Origin of the sequence: Actinomyces sp. oral taxon 175 str. F0384 (assembly GCF_000223355.1) — a bacterium.
GTDB classification, from domain to species: Bacteria; Actinomycetota; Actinomycetes; order Actinomycetales; family Actinomycetaceae; genus Actinomyces; species Actinomyces oris.
In genome coordinates, this window is the sequence record NZ_AFUR01000001.1 from 1383045 (window position 1) to 1402323 (window position 19279).

Below are 19279 nucleotides of genomic sequence, written 5' to 3' on the forward strand. Positions count from 1 at the left end.
GCCTCGATCACTGGGCAGCACCCGGGGACGTGCCGGGAGACGCTCCGACGTGACATGTCTTTCTCCCACTCTCCTGCCTTCGCACCTCAGTCGTGGCAGGGTAGTCCCCATGACCACGCCGACAACACCGACGCCTCAGGCCGCACCGGAACCTCAGGAGGGCCCCCAGCGCCAGATCTGGCCGGGCCACCCCTACCCGCTCGGGGCGACCTACGACGGCTCGGGAACGAACTTCGCCCTCTACTCCTCGGCCGCCACCGGTGTCGACCTGTGCCTGTTCGACGACGAGGGCCACGAGGAGCGGGTGGCGCTCAAGGAGGTCGACGGCGACGTCTGGCACGCCTACCTGCCCGGGATCTTTCCGGGTCAGAAGTACGGCTACCGGGTGGCGGGCCCCTACGACCCGGCCTCCGGTCACCGCTGCGACCCCTCCAAGCTGCTGCTGGACCCCTACGCCAAGGCGATCTCCGGCGAGGTGACCCCGTCCCAGACGCTGTACTCCTACTCCTTCGACAACCCGGAGGTGCGCAACGAGGAGGACTCGGCGGGCCACACCATGCGCTCGGTGGTCATCAACCCCTACTTCGACTGGGGTCACGACCGTCCCCCGAACCACGAGTACCACGAGACGATCATCTATGAGGCCCACGTCAAGGGCATGACCAAGCTGCACCCGATGGTTCCCGAGGAACTGCGGGGCACCTACGCCGGTCTGGCTCAGCCCGCCGTCATCGACCACCTCAAGAACCTGGGCGCGACGGCCATCGAGCTCATGCCGGTCCATCAGTTCGTCAACGACACCCACCTGCAGGAGAAGGGCCTGTCGAACTACTGGGGCTACAACACGATCGGTTTCTTCGCCCCGCACAACACCTACGCCGCCTACGGCGCCGAGGGTGAGCAGGTCCAGGAGTTCAAGTCCATGGTCAAGGCCTTCCACGAGGCCGACATCGAGGTCATCCTGGACGTGGTCTACAACCACACGGCCGAGGGCAACCACCTGGGCCCCACCCTGTCCTTCCGAGGCATCGACAACAGCTCCTACTACCGCCTCGTCGATGGCTCAGCCAGCCACTACTTCGACACCACCGGTACCGGCAACTCGCTGCTCATGCGATCGCCGGCGGTCCTCCAGCTCATCATGGACTCGCTGCGCTACTGGGTCACCGAGATGCACGTCGACGGGTTCCGCTTCGACCTGGCCTCCACTCTGGCACGGCAGTTCCACGAGGTGGACAAGCTCAGCGCCTTCTTCGACATCATCCACCAGGACCCGGTGCTCTCCCAGGTCAAGCTCATCGCCGAGCCCTGGGACGTGGGCGATGGCGGCTACAACGTGGGCGGCTTCCCGGCCCTGTGGAGCGAGTGGAACGGCAAGTACCGCGACACCGTGCGCGACTTTTGGCGCGGGGAGCCCTCCACCCTGGGCGAGTTCGCCTCCCGTATCACCGGCTCCTCCGACCTCTACCAGCATGCCGGGCGCACCCCGGTGGCCAGCATCAACTTCGTCACCGCCCACGACGGCTTCACGCTGCGTGACCTGGTCTCCTACAACGAGAAGCACAACGAGGCCAACCTCGAGGGCAACGCAGACGGGGACAACAACAACCGGTCCTGGAACTGCGGCGCCGAGGGTCCCACCGACGATCCGACGATCACCGAGCTGCGTCAGCGCCAGACCCGCAACTTCCTGGCCACCGTCCTGTTCAGTCAGGGCGTGCCCATGATCTGTCACGGCGACGAGATGGGACGCACCCAGGGGGGCAACAACAACGTCTACTGCCAGGACAACGAGATCTCCTGGGTCAACTGGGATCTCAGTGAGCAGGACAACGACCTGCTGGAGTTCACCCGCACCATGATGTGGCTGCGTCGCGACCACCCGGTGCTGCGGCGTCGGCGCTTCTTCACCGGGGACGCCCGCCACGGCGGGGAGAGCGAGCTCGGCGAGATCGAGTGGCTCACTCCGGCCGGTGAGTCCATGACCGACCAGGACTGGACCACCTGGTACGCCCGGGCCATGATGGTCTTCCTCAACGGGGAGGCGATCGCCGAGCCCGATGAGCGCGGACAGAGGATCGTGGACGACTCCTTCCTCGTACTCATCAACGCCTCCGACGAGGACATCACCTTCACCCTGCCCGGCGAGGGGTACGCCCCCACCTGGAAGGTCGCGCTGGACACGGCTCCCGCAGTGGACGGGGACTCCGACCCGGTTCTCGCTGCTGACGACACCGTCGTGGTCGAGGCCCGCTCCATGCTTTTCCTCATCGACGCCCCCGAGTCCGCCGCCACCACGGAGCGCCACCCGAGGTAGGGGCTCTCTGCGGCCCTCCGGCGCGCCACCGAACGCACATCACCCATCAAGCAGCACCACCCGACGCAGACCAGACGAGCTTCAGGAAGTGACATGACCGACGCAGTGGACGCAGCAGTGGATCAGGCAGGTTCGGCGGGTTCGGCCGAGACACCCGCCTACGCGCCGTGGTCGGGGCACGTGCCGGCTCCGGAGCACCGGACGCCGGTGACCACCTACCGTCTCCAGCTCGGTGAGGATCTGACCTTCGCAGACGCCAAGGCCCTGGTCCCCTACCTGGCCGATCTGGGAGTCACCGACCTCTACCTCTCCCCGATCCTCACCGCCGCGCCGGGCTCCACCCACGGCTACGACGTCGTCGATCACCGCCGGGTCTCGGCCGTCATGGGAGGAAGGGAGCAGCTCGAGGCCCTGGCCGCTGAGGCCGACGCCCATGCGATGGGCGTTGTGGTGGACATCGTTCCCAACCACATGGCCGTGCCCACCCCCGGCTGGCACAACCTGCCCCTGTGGTCGGTGCTGCGTGAGGGACCGGACTCCCCCTACGCCGCCTGGTTCGACCTCTCCCTGGACGAGCCCATCCTCATGCCGATCCTGGGCAAGCGCATCGGCGCCGTCCTGGCCGATGATGAGCTCACCCTGGAGCAGATGGTGGTTCCGGGGCAGGAGGATCTGGGCGAGCAGTGGGTGCTGCGCTACTACGACCACGCCTTCCCCGTTGCCCAGGGCACCGAGGCGCTGCCGATGCACGTCCTCGTCGAGCGCCAGCACTACCGCCTGGCCTACTGGAAGGTCGGCGACGAGGAGATCAACTACCGACGGTTCTTCGATGTCGGCACCCTGGCCGCGATCCGCGTCGAGGAGCCCGACGTCTTCGCCGGAAGCCATGGCCTCATCCTCGACCTCATGAGAGACGGAGTCATCAGCGCTCTGCGGGTCGACCACCCCGACGGCCTGGCCGACCCCGGTGGCTACCTCACCCAGCTGGCCGAGGCCACCAGCGGGGCGTGGATCGCCGCGGAGAAGATCCTGGCGCCCGACGAGTCCCTGCCCACCTCCTGGCCGGTGGCCGGAACCACCGGCTACGACGCCGCCTGGCGGATCGACCAGCTCCAGGTGGACCCCGCCGGCGCGGCCCGCCTGGGCGCGCTCATGCAGGAGCTCACCGGGGACGCTCCGGTGGACTACGACCGCATCGTCGAGGAGGCCAAGCGAGAGGTCATCGCCGGCTCACTGGCCGCGGAGGTCGACCGTCTGGCCCGCATCCTGGACTCCCTGACCTCCCAGGACGTGCGCCTGCGCGACCACACCCTGCGCGACCTGCGGGCCTGCGTCGTCGAGCTGCTCGTGGCCGCAGACCAGTACCGGGTCTATGTCGTTCCCGGGACGCCCCCAGGCCCGGAGACGGCCGCCGTCCTCCAGGCCGACGCCGAGCGGGCCCGCCAGCGCCTCGAGCCGGACCAGGGAGAGACCCTCGACCTCGTGGTCGCCATCCTCCTGGGTGAGCCAGTCGGCTCCGAGGGCCTGTCTGAGTCCCCCGAGCGCACCGAGGCCATCATCCGCTTCCAGCAGGTGTGCGGGGCCGTCACCGCCAAGGGCGTGGAGGACACCGCCTTCTACCGATGGACCCACCTGACCAGCCTCACCGAGGTCGGCGGCAACCCGGCCGGCTTCGCGCTGAGTGCCGACGAGGCCCACGCCTGGGCCGACCGGATCCAGAACACCTGGCCCGACACGATGGTCACCTCCACCACCCACGACACCAAGCGCGGTGAGGACGTGCGCGCTCGCCTGGACGTGCTGGCCTCCTATGCCGAGGAGTGGAGCGACCTCATCCACCGTCTGCGCGCCATGACCGCGCAGGTCCGCCCCCTGGACCTCGACGGACGCAGCGAGAACCTGCTGTGGCAGACCCTGTGGGGGACCTGGGCGCCCGACAGCGACGACCCCATGACCCCCGAGCGCCTGAGCGCCTATCTCATCAAGGCCTCCCGGGAGCAGAAGATCTGGACCACCTGGACCGCCCCGGACCTGGCTCGGGAGCAGGCCCTGACCGACTACGCCACCCATCTGCTCACCAGCGAGGAGGTCCGCGACGAGCTCGAGGCCTTCGCGGCCCTGACGGCCAGGTCCGTACGCACCGCGATCCTCGCCGGCAAGGCGCTGGCCCTGACCTGGATGGGCGTGAGCGACATCTATCAGGGCAGCGAGATCACCCGCACCTCACTGGTGGACCCCGACAACCGTCGCACGGTCGACTACGCCGGGCCCTCGGGTCTCATCAGCGCCCTGGAGCGCCTCGACTCCGGAGCCGCACCGCGCAGCCTGGATGAGGACAAGCTCTTCCTCACCTCACGCCTGGCGCGTCTGCGCGCTGCTCGCCCCCACACCTTCGTCGGTCCCCGCTCGGGCTACCGCACGATCCCGGTGACCACCTCCTTCGCCTTCGCCTACACCCGCCTGCTCGACGAGATCCCCGACGTCGTCGTCATCGTCAGGCGCCTGTCCCGGCGGCTCGAGCAGCTGGGGGGATGGCGTGAGGAGAGCATCGTCCTGCCGGAGGGGACCTGGGAGCACGTCCTGCGCACCGGCACCGTGGAGGGAGGCAGCCAGCCTCTGGCCGAGGTGGTCGGGGACGATGCCGTCGTCGTCCTGGCCAGGGTCGGCTCCCCCGACTCCCAGACCGACTCAGACCAGGCCGCCCAGGAGCAGGAGGCCGCCCGATGAGCCCGGCATCCCGGACCTGGCAGTCACCGGCCCTGCCTGTGGGCCCCCGCGTTCCCGTGTGGGCCCCCACGGCGAGGCGGGTCGAGCTGCACCTGCCCGGCGATGAGGGACTGGATGACCGGCTGGTTGACATGGTCCCGGCCCCCGACGGCTGGTGGGCCGCCCCCTTCGACCTGGAGCCGGGCACCGACTACGCCTTCCGGGTCGACGGTTCCCCCGACCGCCCCGATCCCCGCAGCGCCCTGCAGCCCCACGGTGTCCACGGCCCCTCACGAACCGTGGACCCGACCGCCTGGCAGTGGACCGATCAGGACTGGATGGGCAAGGACCTGCTCGGCTCAGTCATCTACGAGCTCCACGTGGGCACGTTCACCCCCGAGGGCACCCTGGACAGCGCCATCTCCCGGCTCGATCACCTGGCCGAGCTGGGCGTCGACATCGTCGAGCTCATGCCCCTGGCCGCCTTCCCCGGTCGAGCCGGATGGGGCTACGACGGGGTGGGCCTCTGGGCCGTCCACGAGGCCTACGGGGGCCCCGAGGCCCTGATGCGCTTCGTCGACGCCGCCCACCGCACCGGCATCGGCGTGTGCCTCGACGTCGTCTACAACCACCTGGGCCCGTCGGGCAACTATCTCAGCGTCTTCGGCCCCTACTTCACCCCCGCCCATCACACGCCCTGGGGTGAGGCCGTCAACTATGACCACGACGGCAGTCATCAGGTGCGTGCCTTCGTCATCGACTCGGCCCTGCGCTGGCTGCGGGACTTCCACATCGACGCCCTGCGCCTGGACGCCATCCACGAGATCAAGGACGACGCCGCAGCCGCCGACCCTCCACAGACGCACGTCCTGGCCGAGCTCTCCAACGCCGTGGCTGCGCTGTCCGACGAGCTGGACCGGCCCCTGAGCCTGGTGGCCGAGGCCGACCTCAACGATGTCGGAGTCATCACCCCCACCGACCAGGAGCCCCCCGCCGCAACACCCAGCCTGGGCATGACCGCCCAGTGGGCCGACGACGTCCACCATGCCCTGCATGCACGGATCACCGGCGAGGCGCAGGCCTACTACGCCGACTTCGCCGAGCCCGGGGCGTGGACCAAGGCCTACAGCGGCGCCTTCCTCCACAACGGCACCTGGTCCACTTTCCGGGACCGGGTCTGGGGTGCCCCCGTCCCCGAGGACACCGACCCCAGGCGCTTCGTCGTCTTCGGATCCAACCACGACCAGATCGGCAACCGAGCCGTCGGGGACCGTCCCTCGGCCGGACTCGACGACGCCGCCCTGGCCGCCACTGCCGCCCTGGTGCTCCTGTCGCCCTACACGCCCATGCTCTTCATGGGCGAGGAGTGGGGAACCCGCGCCCCCTTCCAGTTCTTCACCGACCATGAGGAGGAGGACCTGGCCCGCAGCGTCAGCCAGGGGCGCGCCCGGGAGTTCGCCGCCTTCGGCTGGGACGCTGACGAGATCCCCGACCCCCAGGACACCGCGACCGTCGAGACCTCGCGCCTGGACTGGTCCGAGCTGGACAAAGCCGAACACGCCCACATGCTGTCCTGGTACCGGGCACTGACCGCCCTGCGCCGCGAGCTGGCCTGGTCCCAACGCACCGCGTGGCCGCAGATCGATGAGGCCGACGATGTTGTCACCGTGACCTACGAGGACATCGTCGTCGTCACCAACCTCTCCGGGAGGCCACGGCCCGCTGCCGAGCTGAGTGACGTGCTCCTCTCCTGGGCCCCGGTCGGCTCCGACCCGTCCTGCCTGCCCCCCGGACAGACGCTCGTCGCCCGACGCTGACCAGTCCCACCAGGAGGCTTCCCCGGCCGACCAGATGCCGGCGAACCGGAAGCGGCCGATGCACATCCGTTCAGAAAGGCAGGCACCTCGTTGACACAATGCAACCCTCCCAGCGGCGTGGCTTCATGTGCCCACTGCGGTAGCACACTAGCGTGGCATCCGTGACTGTCAACGGTAGGCCGCGTCAGAATGAGGCAGGTGGCATCCCCGAACGATTCGAGGAAGCGCTCCTGTCCCTTCGCGACGCGCCCCGCCCCCGGGGACTCCTCATGGAGGAGGTGCCCGCCCCCAAGAAGCTGGCCCCCTACTCCGCCGCCCTGAGCGCCGAAACCGTGGAGACTGTCGGCGCCACCCCCGTGGCCACCGGACGCTTCGTTGTCCTCCACGACCCCGACGGCCAGGAGGCCTGGGACGGGGACTTCCGCATCGTGGTGCAGGCGCGCGCCCGCATCGACGACGAGATCGGCATGGACCCCGTCTTCGAGTCCGCCGCCTGGAGCTGGCTCACCGACAGCCTGGAGGACTCCCGCGCCGGCTACCACGCACTGGTCGGAACCGTCACCAGGGTCCTGTCCGAGACCTTCGGTGGGCTGACCCTCACCGACTCATGCGCCCACGCCGAGATCCGGGCGTCCTGGTCCCCCACGACCCCCCAGCTCGGCCCCCACCTCACCGCCTGGCACGAGCTGCTGCTGGTCGCCTCCGGCCATGAACCGGCCGCAGTCCACCCCCTCACTCTCGCCGGAGCCGGAAGGTGACGCCCCGCCGCACCGGCGTGCCCCGCCCAGCTGCGACCTCGGCCGCGCCCCGCCCAACTGCTTCCTCGGCCGTGCCCCGCCCAGCTGCTTCCTCGGCCGTGCCCCGCCCAGCTGCTTCCTCGGCCGTGCCCCGCCCAGCTGCTTCCTCGGCCGTGCCCCGCCCAGTCGTCCCCCCTGGCACAACAGATCACCCCATCAACCCGCACGACATCGTCGACTACCCCCGTCCCAAGGACGGGCTCCCCGAGATCACCGCCACCCCCACCCAGCTGAACCGAGCCGCTCAGCTCCTGGCGGCCGGTCGGGGCCCCGTCGCCGTCGACGCCGAACGAGCCTCCGGCTTCCGCTACGGACAGGACGCCTACCTCATCCAGCTACGCCGGGACGGCGTCGGCACCCTGCTCATCGATCCGGTCACCACCGGGCCCCTGACCGAGCTGGCCACAGCCCTTGACGGACCCGAGTGGATCCTCCATGCCGCCGACCAGGACATCCCCTGCCTGACCGCACGCGGCCTGAAGGCCGCCTCCCTGTTCGACACCGAGCTGGCAGCCCGCCTCCTGGGCCGACAGCACGTCGGGCTCGGCGCCGTCATCGAGGAGACCCTGGGCCTGCGCCTGGCCAAGGACCACGCGGCCGCGGACTGGTCCACCCGGCCCCTGCCCACCTCCTGGCTCACCTACGCCGCCCTCGACGTCGAGCTGCTCATCGACCTGCGCGACGCCCTGGCCACCGAGCTCGAAGCAGCCGGCAAGGACCAGTGGGCCGCCCAGGAGTTCGAGCACGTGCGCACCAAGCCCGCCAGGCCGGCCAAGGTCGACCCGTGGCGCAAGACCCCACGAGCAGGCAGCTCCGTACGCTCCCCCCGCTCACTGGCTATTCTGCGCGAGCTGTGGAACTCGCGCGAGCAGCTGGCCGCAGAGCTCGACCGCACCCCCTCCAAGGTCCTGCCCCACCAGGCACTCGTCGCCGCTGCCGTCGCCCGCCCCCGGTCACGACGCAAGATGAGCGCCCTCAAGGAGTTCTCCTCCCGCCAGGCCCGCCAGAACCAGGAGCGCTGGTGGAGAGCCATCGAACGCGCCCTGGAGCTGCCCGACGACGAGCTTCCCCCCACCCGCGCACCACTGGCGCCCGGCGAGCTCCCCCATCCGCGCTCCTGGCAGCGCCACCACGCCGCGGCCGCCGAGCGGCTCACCGAGGTACGCGCGGCCATCAGACAGCACGCTGAGGAGATCCGCGTGCCCCAGGAGCTCCTCCTGACCCCGGAGTGCCAACGTCGTCTGGCCTGGGACCTCGGCGCGGAGATCGAGGCAGGTCGCACCGGCAGAGTCACTGCTCAGGAGATCAGTGAGCGTCTGGCCGCCATGGGGGCCAGGCCGTGGCAGATCGAGCAGGCCGCCCCCGCTCTCGCCGCAGCACTGGGCTGACGCGCCAGCACGCGCGTACCACAGTGCGCCGCCCACGGAGACGTGGACGGCGCACGACGTGATTCTCGTCAGAGGAGCTCGGCTCGAGAAACCAGTGACCTTCGCCGGCCTCAGTGGACCTCGAAGCCGTAGGAACGGAAAATGGCGCGAGTGGACTCCACCAGCTCCGGCTCCGGGGGCCTGGTGTCACGAAGCTGGTACGTCAGTCCCAAGGCGTCCCACTTGTCGGTACCCATCTGGTGGAAGGGCAGCACCTCGACGCGGCTGACCGAGCCCCAGCGCTCGATGATCCGGGCCACGTTGTGGACGTTCTCAGGGTCATCCGTCAGGTCCGGGACCAGCACGAACCGGGCCCAGATCTCGATCCCCTTGGCCGCCAGACGGTCACCGAAGGTGATGGTCGGGGCCAGGGAGCGCCCCGTCACCTTCTTGTAGGTCTCCTCGTCACCGCTCTTGACGTCGAGCAGGACCAGGTCGATGTTATCGAGCATCTCGTCACTGGCATTGGCGCCCAGGAATCCTGAGGTGTCGATGCAGGTGTGGATGCCCATCTTCTTGGCCCCGGCCAGGAGCCTGCCCGCGAAGGCCGGCTGCATGAGGACCTCGCCGCCCGACAGCGTGATCCCGCCCTTGGACGCGCGGAACACCCCCCGGTAGCGGCGCATGCGGCGGAGAAGCTCCGAGGCCTCCACCGGTTCCCCGTCCTTCATGAGGAAGGTGTCGGGATTGTGGCAGTACTGGCACCGCAGGGGGCATCCGTTGAGGAAGACCGTCATCCGGGTGCCGGGGCCGTCCACCGCGGTCACGAGCTCCCAGGAGTGGATCGAGCCCAGCTCGCCATCGCGCATCCGAGCCAGGCGCTCCGAGCGTTGAAGATCCGTCAGCTCCTCGAGCCCGCCGATGCCCGCACCGCGCAAGCGGGCGGCCGGGGCCAGGAAGTCCTGGTCCCGACCGCCGTCGCGCACGGTCGTCGTGGTCTGCGTCATGACCGCTCGCCGTGCTCCAGGGCTCAGGCCTGGGAGTGGAAGGTGCGGTGGAGGACGTCAAGCTGCTGCTCGCGAGTCAGCTTGACGAAGTTGACGGCGTAGCCGGAGACGCGAACCGTGAGGTTCGGGTAGTTCTCCGGGTGCTCCATCGCGTCCTCGAGGGTGTTGCGGTCCAGGACGTTGATGTTGGCGTGGTACAGGCCCTTGACGCCGCCGTTGTCCTGACGCTGTGCCTTCATGGAGGCGAGGCGCTCTTCGTACGTGGCCATGGTGGCCCCTTTCTGAGGTGATGTGATCGATGTGTGGAAATTGCTGCGGTGTGATCGGCCGGGTTGAGCGGCTCGATCAGATCTCGGCGCAGTCGTCGGGGACGAAGCCGGCGTCGAGAATGCCCACGAGGTTGGCGACGCGCTCGTCGAGAGTGCGGCCCAGTCCCTGCGGGGTGATCGTGTTGGTCAGCGAGATGCCGTCGAGGGCGTCGTTGTAGTCGAGCTTGCCGACACTGAGCATCGAGGCGACCATGCCGTGGGTGTCCATCCCGTTCTCCGGGTTGGCTCCGGGCGAGAAGGGGGTGCCCTTCTGGTGCCCCGAGGGGAAGGAGCCGGTTGCCTTGCCGTAGACCACGTTGGAGGTGATCGTCAGCACCGACTGGGTCGGGATGGCGTCGCGGTAGAAGGGCTGGGCCTTGATCTTGGACATGATCGTGTGGACCACGGTGGCGGCAATGTCGTCGGCGCGGTCGTCGTCGTTGCCGTAGATCGGGAAGTCGCCCTCGGTGACGTAGTCGACCACCAGGCCGGTCTCGTCGCGAACCGGGGTGACCTTGGCGTACTTGATGGCCGCCAGGGAGTCGGCCACGATCGACAGGCCGGCGATGCCGCAACCCATGGTGCGCACGATGTCGGAGTCGTGCAGCGCCATCTCGATGGACTCGTAGGCGTAGCGGTCGTGGCAGTAGTGGATGATGTTGAGGGCCTCGACGTAGGTGGCCACCACCCAGTCGAGCATCTTCTCGTACTTGTCCCAGACCTCGTCGAAGTCGAGGGGGCCGTCGCCCTCAATGCCGGGCAGACCGGTGACGACCTGCTTGCCGGTCATCTCGTCGCGGCCGCCGTTGATGGCGTAGAGCAGGGCCTTGGCGGAGTTGACGCGGGCGCCGAAGAACTGCATCTGCTTGCCCACGCGCATCGGGGACACGCAGCAGGCGATCGCGGCGTCGTCGCCCCAGTGCTCACGGATCTGCTCATCGGCCTCGTACTGGATGGAGGAGGTCGTGATCGAGATGAGGGCGCAGAAGTCCTTGTAGCCCTGCGGCAGGTTCTCGTCCCAGAAGATCGTGATGTTCGGCTCCGGGGCCGGACCGAGGTTGCGCAGGGTCTGCAGCAGACGGAAGGAGGTCTTGGTGACCAGGGCGCGACCGTCCTCACCGAAGCCGGCGTCGGACCAGGTGGCCCAGTAGGGGTCGCCGGAGAAGATCTGGTCATAGTCGATGGTGCGCAGGAAGCGGGTGATGCGCAGCTTCATGACGATGTTGTCGATGAGCTCCTGGGCGCGGGTCTCGTCGATGACCCCGTTGCGCAGGTCCCGCTCGAAGTAGATGTCCAGGAAGCCGGAGAGCCGGCCGATGCTCATGGCAGCGCCGTCCTGGGACTTCACGGAGGCCAAGTAGGCGAAGTAGGTCCACTGGACCGCCTCGTGGGCGTTCTTGGCCGGGCCGGAGATGTCATAGCCGTAGCTCTGAGCCATGACCTTGAGCTTCTTGAGCGCCTTGATCTGCTCGGAGTGCTCCTCGCGGTAGCGGGCCCAGTGCTCGGAGAAGGGCTTGTCCGCCACGGCGTCCTTGGCCTTCTGCTTCTGCTCGATGAGGAAGTCGACGCCGTAGAGCGCCACGCGGCGGTAGTCACCGATGATGCGGCCGCGGCCGTAGGCGTCGGGCAGACCGGTGATGATGTGGCTCGAGCGCGCCGCGCGGATGCGCGGGGTGTAGATGTCGAAGACCGCGTCGTTGTGGGTCTTGCGGTAGCGGGTGAAGATCTTCTTGACCTCGGGGTCGACCTCCTTGCCCGCCTCCTTGATGGCGGTCTCCACCATGCGCCAGCCACCGTTGGGCATCATGGCGCGACGCAGCGGGGAATCCGTCTGCAGACCAACGATGACGTCATCGTCCTCGCTGATGTAGCCGGCCGGGAAAGCGTCGATGTCGGCGGGGGTGTGGGTGTCGACGTCGAGGATGCGAACCTTGCGCTCCTCGGAGAGGTAGTTCTTCTCCAGGGTGTCCCACAGACGCAGGGTCTTGTCCGTGGCGTCGGCAAGGAACGAGGCGTCGCCGTCGTAGGGGGTGTAGTTGCGCTGGATGAAGTCGCGGACGTCAATGTCCTCGGTCCACGGTCCGGTAACGAAGCCCTCCCAGGCGTCATTGCCGCTCGCCGTGGTGGCAGATGTTGTGACCTCAGTGGTCATCCGTGCCCTCCTCATGTGGGTGACCGGAGAGCCACCCGGTTGTGATCGCCCTGATGAGGCGAGGCGGCACATCGGCGCGCCGTCGGTCTCAGACTAGAACTCAGAGGATGGCTTGTGGGTCGCTGGTCCCAAGAAGGGCCGGTTAGATGACTCACAGGTCGATCGCCGTCGTCGCAATCCGGGACATAGGTCCCCATATCGACCCCTCAGGAGAATCTCCGCCACCAGCCACCAACTCCCTCCAGCCTTCGACAACGAGGACGAATGGGGCCGCGTTCCCAGCACATCAACCTATCGGAACGATTAGGACAGGTGTCCCAGCGGATTACCGTTACCGTGCGGGGAACCGGAGCCGAGGCGCAGCCTCCATTGCCCTACTCGTGCCCTACTCGGCCCTAAGGTCCTGGTCGGCGCGGGGCCCTGCGACGCCGTCGGCCGCCCTGCGGGCCGCCTGGGCGATATCAGCCGCTCGCATGCCGAAGTCCTCCATCAGCTGAGCACGGGTGGCCGTGTCGACGAACTGGCGCGGAACGCCGATGCGGCGGAAGACCGGCGAGCCACCGGTAGCGCCGTGGGCGGCCTGGTACTCCTCGACCGCGTCACGCAGCTGGGAGCCAATACCGCCGTCGACCAGACCGTCCTCGACCACGACGACGACATCGACGTCGGCTGCGGCCGTCACGAGAGGAGCCGGGGCAGGAATCACCCAGTGCGGGTGCACCACGGTGACGGCGTACCCCTCCTGCTCAAGGAGCCTGCCGGCCTCGTAGGCCTGGGTGGCCATGGCACCCACCCCCACCAGAAGGATTCGCGCACCACCGGCCGGCCGGCGGCTCTCGAGTAGGACATCGACGACGTCGAAGACACTCACGGAAGGCGTGTCCTGGTGCACCGGATCCCCGCCGCGCCCCGGTTCCTCCGACTCCGGACTGAGGCGTCGCAACGCGGTCAGGGGCTCGGGCAGCGCGCCCTTGGGGTAACGCACGACGGTGGGGGAATCGTCAGTGCTCACGGCTGTGCGCAGGCTCTCGCGCAGCGTCGCCTCGTCGCGGGGAGCCGCCAGGCGCAGACCAGGAACGTGCGCCAGCAGCGCCATGTCCCACATGCCGTTGTGGCTGGCCCCGTCAGTTCCCGTGATTCCGGCCCGGTCCAGGACGATCGTCACTCCGGCCCGGTGCAGGGCGACATCCATGAGCACCTGGTCGAAGGCGCGGTTGAGGAAGGTCGCGTAGAGGGCGACCACCGGGTGCATGCCGGCGAAGGCGAGGCCGGCGGAGAAGGTCAGCGCGTGCTGCTCGGCGATGCCGACGTCGATGACCCGCGTCGGCATCTCATCGGCCAGGGGCTGGAGACCCACCGGGGCCTGCATGGCGGCAGTGACCCCGACGATCCGTTCATCTCCGCGGGCCAGGGAGACGACCTCCTCGGCGAAGACGGCGGTCCAGCCGAAGCGCTCGGCCACCACCGGCAAGCCGGTCTCGGGATGAATCTGGCCCACCGCGTGGAAGCGGTCGGGGACGTGCTCCTCGGCCGGGGTGTAGCCCCGCCCCTTCTCGGTGATGACGTGGACGATAACCGGCTCGGCATACTCGCGGGCGCGAGTGAGGGCGAACTCGACGGCCGTGATGTCGTGGCCGTCAACCGGTCCGGTGTACTTGATCCCCAGGTCCTCAAAGAAGGCCGAGGGAACCAGGACGTCCTTGAGCCCCCGTTTGAGTCCGTGCAGGGCGTCGAAGGCGGCCCGGCCGGGGGCGCCCTGCGACAGGAGCGTCCGCTTGACCCCGGACAGGACACGCTCGTAGCCGGGATTGGTGCGCAGTGCGTCGAGGTGATGGGCCAGTCCCCCGATGGTGGGGGCGTAGGAGCGGCCGTTGTCGTTGACGACGATGACCAGGTGGCGGTCCGAGGAGTCGGCGATGTTGTCCAGGGCCTCCCAGGCCATTCCCCCGGTCATGGCGCCGTCCCCGATGACGGCGACGACGTGGCGCTCGTCGTGGCCCTGCAGGTGGTTGGCCCGGGCGATGCCGTCGGCCCAGGACAGGGAGGTGGAGGCGTGGGAGTTCTCCACGACGTCGTGGACGGACTCGGCCCGTGAGGGGTATCCGGACAGGCCGCCGCGTTCGCGCAGATGAGTGAAGTCCTGACGACCGGTGAGCAGCTTGTGGACGTAGGCCTGGTGGCCGGTGTCGAACACGATGGTGTCCCGCGGGGAGCGGAAGGTGCGGTGCAGCGCGATCGTCAGCTCGACGACCCCAAGGTTGGGGCCGAGGTGGCCGCCGGTGCGCGCCACTGAGGCGACAAGATGCTGGCGGATCTCCGAGGCGAGCGTCACCAGCTGCTCGCTGGTGAGCCGATCGAGGTCGGCGGGCTTGCGCACGCAGGGCAGGAGCGCCTTGCCGGTCTGTCCGGCGGGCCCTGCCGGGCGCTCAGCAGCTGCTGGCACGGTGCGCCTCCTTGTCGAAGGTGGTGACGAGTTGTTCGTGTCGCTCACGAGCGAGCCGCGGCGGGTCGCTGAAGCGGCACTCGGGACAGGGTAGCCGTTGACGAGGCGAAGGGGTCCTCCCAGGAGTCTCCTTCCCGGGCCCGGGGACCGCCAGGCTTCCCGGAGCGACGCTCCTGAGTCGACCGAGGGTGCTCAGCATAGAGCCGCCACGACCACTGTGCGGCCACGTGTCACGCGGGTCACGGCTGAGCACGTACTGTATGCCTTGGACGTCGAACCGTCCGCGCCCACCGGTCGACGGCGTCGTTCGTGATCGCCCGACCGCCCCTCAGGACTGCCCTCCAGGAGGAACCATGAGCACCACAGCCCCTTTCGGTACCTGGCCCTCGCCCATCACCCCGGGCACCATCACGACCCGGACGGTCCTGCTCTCCCAGGTCCGTGTGGACGGCGCAGACACCTACTGGGTGGAGCAGCGCGCCTCACAGGCGGGCCGCAACGTACTGCTCCGCCGCAACGGCGACGGCCAGATCGGTGAGGTGCTTCCGCTGACACCCGCCGACGAGCTGGTCGATGTGCGCACCCGGGTGCACGAGTACGGAGGGCGGGCCTACGCCGTCGACAGCGGGATCATCGTGGTCTCGCACGCCGGGGACGGGCGCCTCTACCGGTACGACGTGGCGCACCGCATGCGGGGCCTGGTCCCGCTCACGATCTACGGGGACGTGCGACACGGCGACCTGGAGATCGACACGGGCCGGGGCCTGGTCTACGCCGTCCGCGAGGACCACCGAGGCGGCGGCGAGGCCGTGAACACCTTGGTCGCCATTCCCCTGGACGGCTCGGCCGCCCGCGATGACTCCCGCGTGCGCACACTGGTGTCGGGCACAGACTTCGTGGTCGCCCCGACGCTGTCCCCCGACGGCGAGCACCTGGCCTGGATCACCTGGGACCACCCGGGGATGCCGTGGGACAACGCCAGCCTGCACGTGGGGGATCTCGGCCCGGACGGGACTCTTGGCGAGCAGACGCTGGTGGACGGCGGCAACGGGCACTCGGTCTCCGAGCCCCGCTGGACCGAGGAGTGCGAGCTCGTGCACGGCTCCAACGCCTCGGGCTTCTGGAACCTCTACCGCACTGAGGGCTTCCCGGTACGCGGCACCAACCGCACCGGCTGGTCGGAGAAGCTGCGCACCCGCCCCCTGCACCCGGCCGAGGCCACCTTCACCAACCCGGCCTCCTGGCAGCTGGGGCCGCACTCCTTCGACGTGCTCGACTCCGAGCACATCATCACCTCCTGGGCCCGCGATGCGGTCTCCCACCTGGGGACCATCAAGCTCGCCAACGGGGAGCTCGAGGAGTGGAACGTGGGGTGGCAGCCGATCGGCAACGTCGCCTCCAACGCCGGGCGCGTCGTCATGCTGGCCTCCAACGAGATGTCGATGCCCAGCATCGTGGAGGTCAAGAACGGCACGGTGAAGGTGCTGCGAGGCTCGGGCGAGTTCGTGCCTGAGGGCACCGGGGTGTCCTTCCCCGAGCCGGTCTCCTGGCCCACCAGCGACGGCGACACCGCCCACGGCTTCTACTACCCGCCGACCTCGGCCTCTCACACTGGCCCCGACGGCGAGCTGGCGCCGCTGATCGTCAACGTCCACGGCGGCCCGACGGCCACGGCGGTCCCCGGCTACGACCTGCGCATCCAGTACTGGACCAGCCGGGGCTTCGGCTACCTGGACGTCAACTACCGCGGCTCCATGGGCTACGGAACCGGCTACCGCAAGGCCCTGGAGGGCAAGTGGGGCATCTACGACGTCGACGACTGCGTCAACGGGGCCCAGCACCTGGTCGACGCCGGGCTCGTCGACCCGCGCCGTATCGCGATCCGCGGAGGTTCGGCCGGGGGCTTCACGGTACTGTCGGCCATCACCCGCTCCTCCGTGTTCACGGCGGCCAGCTCCTGCTTCGGGGTGACCGACCTCAAGAGGCTGGTGCGCACCACCCACAAGTTCGAGTCGCACTACATCGGCCAGCTCATGGGAACCCAGGACATCGACGACCCGGTGCTCGATGAGCGCAGCCCCATCAACCACATCGAGGACATCAACGTCCCGCTGCTGCTCATCCAGGGCTCGGAGGATCCGATCGTCCCGGCGGAGCAGGCCACCGCCATGTATGAGGCCCTCAAGGAGGCCGGCGCCCCGGTGGCCCTGGAGGTCTTCCAGGGTGAGGGCCACGGCTTCCGTCTGGCGACGAACATCCGGCGGCGTTACGAGGCCGAGCTGAGCTTCTACCGGCAGGTGTGGAGGATCGGCACAGCCTCCTCCCATGCCGAGGGGCAGGGTGAGGAGGAGACCTTCACGGTCAAGGTGGAGAACCTGCACTGATGGATCGCGTCTGGAAGAGGCTGTCCGCCCCCCTGTCGCAGCGCGCAGGCAGCCTCTTCCGCCATCATCGCTTCGGCCTCTACATCCTGGCGGTGCTGGTAGGGCTCGCCTCGGGCCTGGGTGCGGTGCTGTTCCGGCTGGGAATCGACGCCTGGTCCCAGCTGCTGAGCGGAGCCGACGACTACACCGTGTCGATGGGGCCTTCGGTCGGGCTCCTGGCACCTCTGGGAACCTGGTTCGTCCTAGTCACCCCGGTGCTCTCCGGCCTGCTGACAGGACCGTTGATGTCCCGACTGGGCCTTACCCCCACGGGCCACGGGGTGGCCGGCGTCATCTGGTCGACTCGTCACGGCGACGGCACCATGGCGCCCCTACCGGCCTTGGCCGCGACGACGTCGGCTGCGCTGACGATCGGTGGCGGGGGCTCGGTCGGTCCGGAGGGGCCGATCGCCGAGCTGGGCGCGTCGACAGCAAGCATCATCGGACGGAGGCTGCGGCTGCACCGGTCCTCGATCCGCCACCTGGCCGCCGCCGGAACGGCCGCCGGCATCGCCTCCGCCTTCAACGCGCCACTGGCTGGGGCCTTCTTCGCCCTGGAGGTCATCCTCATGGGCTTCAGCGCCGACGCCTTCATCGTCATTGTCCTGGCCTGCGTCTCCTCGACGGTCCTGTCGCACCACCTACTGGGAACGACGCTGTCTCTGTCACTCCCCTACCTGGACCTGTCCGGTGACGCCCAGCTGGGCTGGGTCGCGCTGCTGGGAGCCGTGGGCGGCGGAGTCGGTGTCGGCTTCATGCGTCTTCGCTTCGTCATCCTCGACGCCCTGACCCGCGCCTGGCAGCGCTTGGGCATTCCGATCTGGGCGCGTCCGGGCATTGGCGGGCTGGCGGTCGGTACGACTCTCCTGATTCTGCCCGAGATGTACGGCGAGTCATCAGCCGCTCTCAACCGGGCGCTGGCAGGACGCTACGCCCTGACGCTGCTGCTGGTGCTGTGCGTGGCCAAGATGCTGGCGACCTCCTTGACCCTGGGAATGGGCTTCGTCGGCGGGGTGTTCGCCCCGTCCCTGTTCATCGGTGGGACGCTCGGCGCCGCCTTCGGCACCCTCGTGGCTCCCAGCTACGCGCCGGCCGCCGGAGTCTTTGGGGTGATCGGCATGGGGGCGGTCTTCGCCGGTGCGGCTCGCGCCCCGATGACGGCGGTCCTGCTCATCATTGAGATGACCGGGCAGCACGCGCTCCTGGTGCCCCTCATGCTGGCCACGGTGCTGGCCACCTTCATCAGCCGGTTCCTGTCACGCGGCACACTGTTCACCGAGGAGCTGCGTCGTCGCGGAGAGGATGTCGAGGACCCGATGGCCACCACACTCCTGGGACGCACCCGCGCCTCCCGACTCATGGTGGATCCTCCCGGGGTGCTCCAGGCCACGGCGTCACTCAGCCAGGCCGCCTCCGTGATGAGCCGCCGTGGCCTCTCGGCCCTGCCCGTGGTCGCCACCGGACAGGGCGGCACCGGCGGCGAGCTGCTCGGTTGCGTGACGGCCGCACAGCTCGCCGAGTCGCTCCTGAGCGAGGACTCCGACGACGTCTCTGCCCGGCCGGCGACGGTGGCGGACCTGACGCTGGTCCGTGACCGTCTCGACTGCGAGGACGAGGCGACCGACGTGCTTCAGGCCCTGACCGATACCCGCCTGGAGGGCCTTCCGGTGGTCGCCCGCACCGCCGGCTCCGGTGCGGAGGAGCTGGTGGGCTGGGTGTCCCGGAGGATCGTCGTCGAACGGGTCTACGAGGCCCAGGCGCAGGCCCGCACAGCCGCCGCCACCTACACCTCCTGGGGCTCACGGCTTCAGGACAGGTGGCACTCCCGCCCCGTTCCTCGGCGCAGAATCGGAAGGATCAGCCGTATCAGCCGAGTCAGCTCGCGCAGCTCACGCCGTTCCCGGCGCCGATGAAAGTCCGCCGGGGCTCAACGCGCTGCGGC

Annotated in this window: 11 protein-coding genes; 7 read left to right on the plus strand and 4 right to left on the minus strand. The window is 69.0% G+C overall.

What is annotated here, in order from left to right; translation table 11 throughout:
• Nucleotides 1-109 precede the first annotated feature (109 nt).
• The 5 genes from glgX (at nt 110) to HMPREF9058_RS05815 (ending at nt 9025) form a co-directional block, all read left to right on the plus strand.
• Entirely contained in the window at nt 110-2317 is a 2208-nt protein-coding gene (glgX, locus tag HMPREF9058_RS05795) for a glycogen debranching protein GlgX (protein WP_009406109.1), read from the plus strand.
• Between the two features lie 93 nt (nt 2318-2410).
• Nucleotides 2411-5044, plus strand: coding sequence for a malto-oligosyltrehalose synthase (gene treY, locus HMPREF9058_RS05800; protein WP_009406002.1), 2634 nt, complete (start codon nt 2411-2413; stop codon nt 5042-5044).
• Nucleotides 5041-6840, plus strand: a complete 1800-nt coding sequence (gene treZ, locus HMPREF9058_RS05805) for a malto-oligosyltrehalose trehalohydrolase (RefSeq protein WP_009747467.1) — start codon at nt 5041-5043, stop codon at nt 6838-6840. Before treY ends, treZ begins: the two co-directional genes overlap by 4 nt.
• A gap of 161 nt (nt 6841-7001) precedes the next feature.
• Nucleotides 7002-7598, plus strand: a complete 597-nt coding sequence (locus HMPREF9058_RS05810; RefSeq protein WP_081385241.1) for a DUF3000 domain-containing protein — start codon at nt 7002-7004, stop codon at nt 7596-7598.
• A gap of 152 nt (nt 7599-7750) precedes the next feature.
• Complete coding sequence (locus HMPREF9058_RS05815; RefSeq protein ID WP_009406047.1) at nt 7751-9025, plus strand: HRDC domain-containing protein; 1275 nt, start codon at nt 7751-7753, stop codon at nt 9023-9025.
• Between the two features lie 110 nt (nt 9026-9135).
• Here HMPREF9058_RS05815 and pflA read toward each other — a convergent pair whose 3' ends face one another.
• The 4 genes from pflA to dxs all read right to left on the minus strand — a co-directional run bounded on the left by pflA (nt 9136) and on the right by dxs (nt 14914).
• Entirely contained in the window at nt 9136-10011 is an 876-nt protein-coding gene (pflA, locus tag HMPREF9058_RS05820; RefSeq protein ID WP_004564789.1) for a pyruvate formate-lyase-activating protein, read from the minus strand.
• Between the two features lie 23 nt (nt 10012-10034).
• Nucleotides 10035-10280, minus strand: coding sequence for an autonomous glycyl radical cofactor GrcA2 (gene grcA2 / locus HMPREF9058_RS05825; protein WP_009406209.1), 246 nt, complete (start codon nt 10278-10280; stop codon nt 10035-10037).
• A gap of 76 nt (nt 10281-10356) precedes the next feature.
• Nucleotides 10357-12471: a pyruvate formate lyase family protein gene (locus HMPREF9058_RS05830; RefSeq protein WP_009406215.1), complete on the minus strand. Its 2115-nt coding sequence runs from the start codon at nt 12469-12471 to the stop codon at nt 10357-10359.
• 385 nt (nt 12472-12856) lie between these two features.
• Nucleotides 12857-14914, minus strand: coding sequence for a 1-deoxy-D-xylulose-5-phosphate synthase (dxs, locus tag HMPREF9058_RS05835; RefSeq protein ID WP_009405471.1), 2058 nt, complete (start codon nt 14912-14914; stop codon nt 12857-12859).
• Nucleotides 14915-15267: 353 nt separating this feature from the next.
• Between dxs and HMPREF9058_RS05840 the strand changes: the two genes are divergently transcribed.
• Both HMPREF9058_RS05840 and HMPREF9058_RS05845 read left to right on the plus strand, forming a co-directional pair.
• Complete coding sequence (locus HMPREF9058_RS05840) at nt 15268-17298, plus strand: S9 family peptidase (protein WP_009406361.1); 2031 nt, start codon at nt 15268-15270, stop codon at nt 17296-17298.
• The gene (locus HMPREF9058_RS05845; protein ID WP_009405764.1) at nt 17298-19250 is read left to right on the plus strand and encodes a chloride channel protein; all 1953 of its coding nucleotides are present in this window, start codon (nt 17298-17300) and stop codon (nt 19248-19250) included. Before HMPREF9058_RS05840 ends, HMPREF9058_RS05845 begins: the two co-directional genes overlap by 1 nt.
• The last annotated feature ends 29 nt before the right edge of the window (nt 19251-19279 follow it).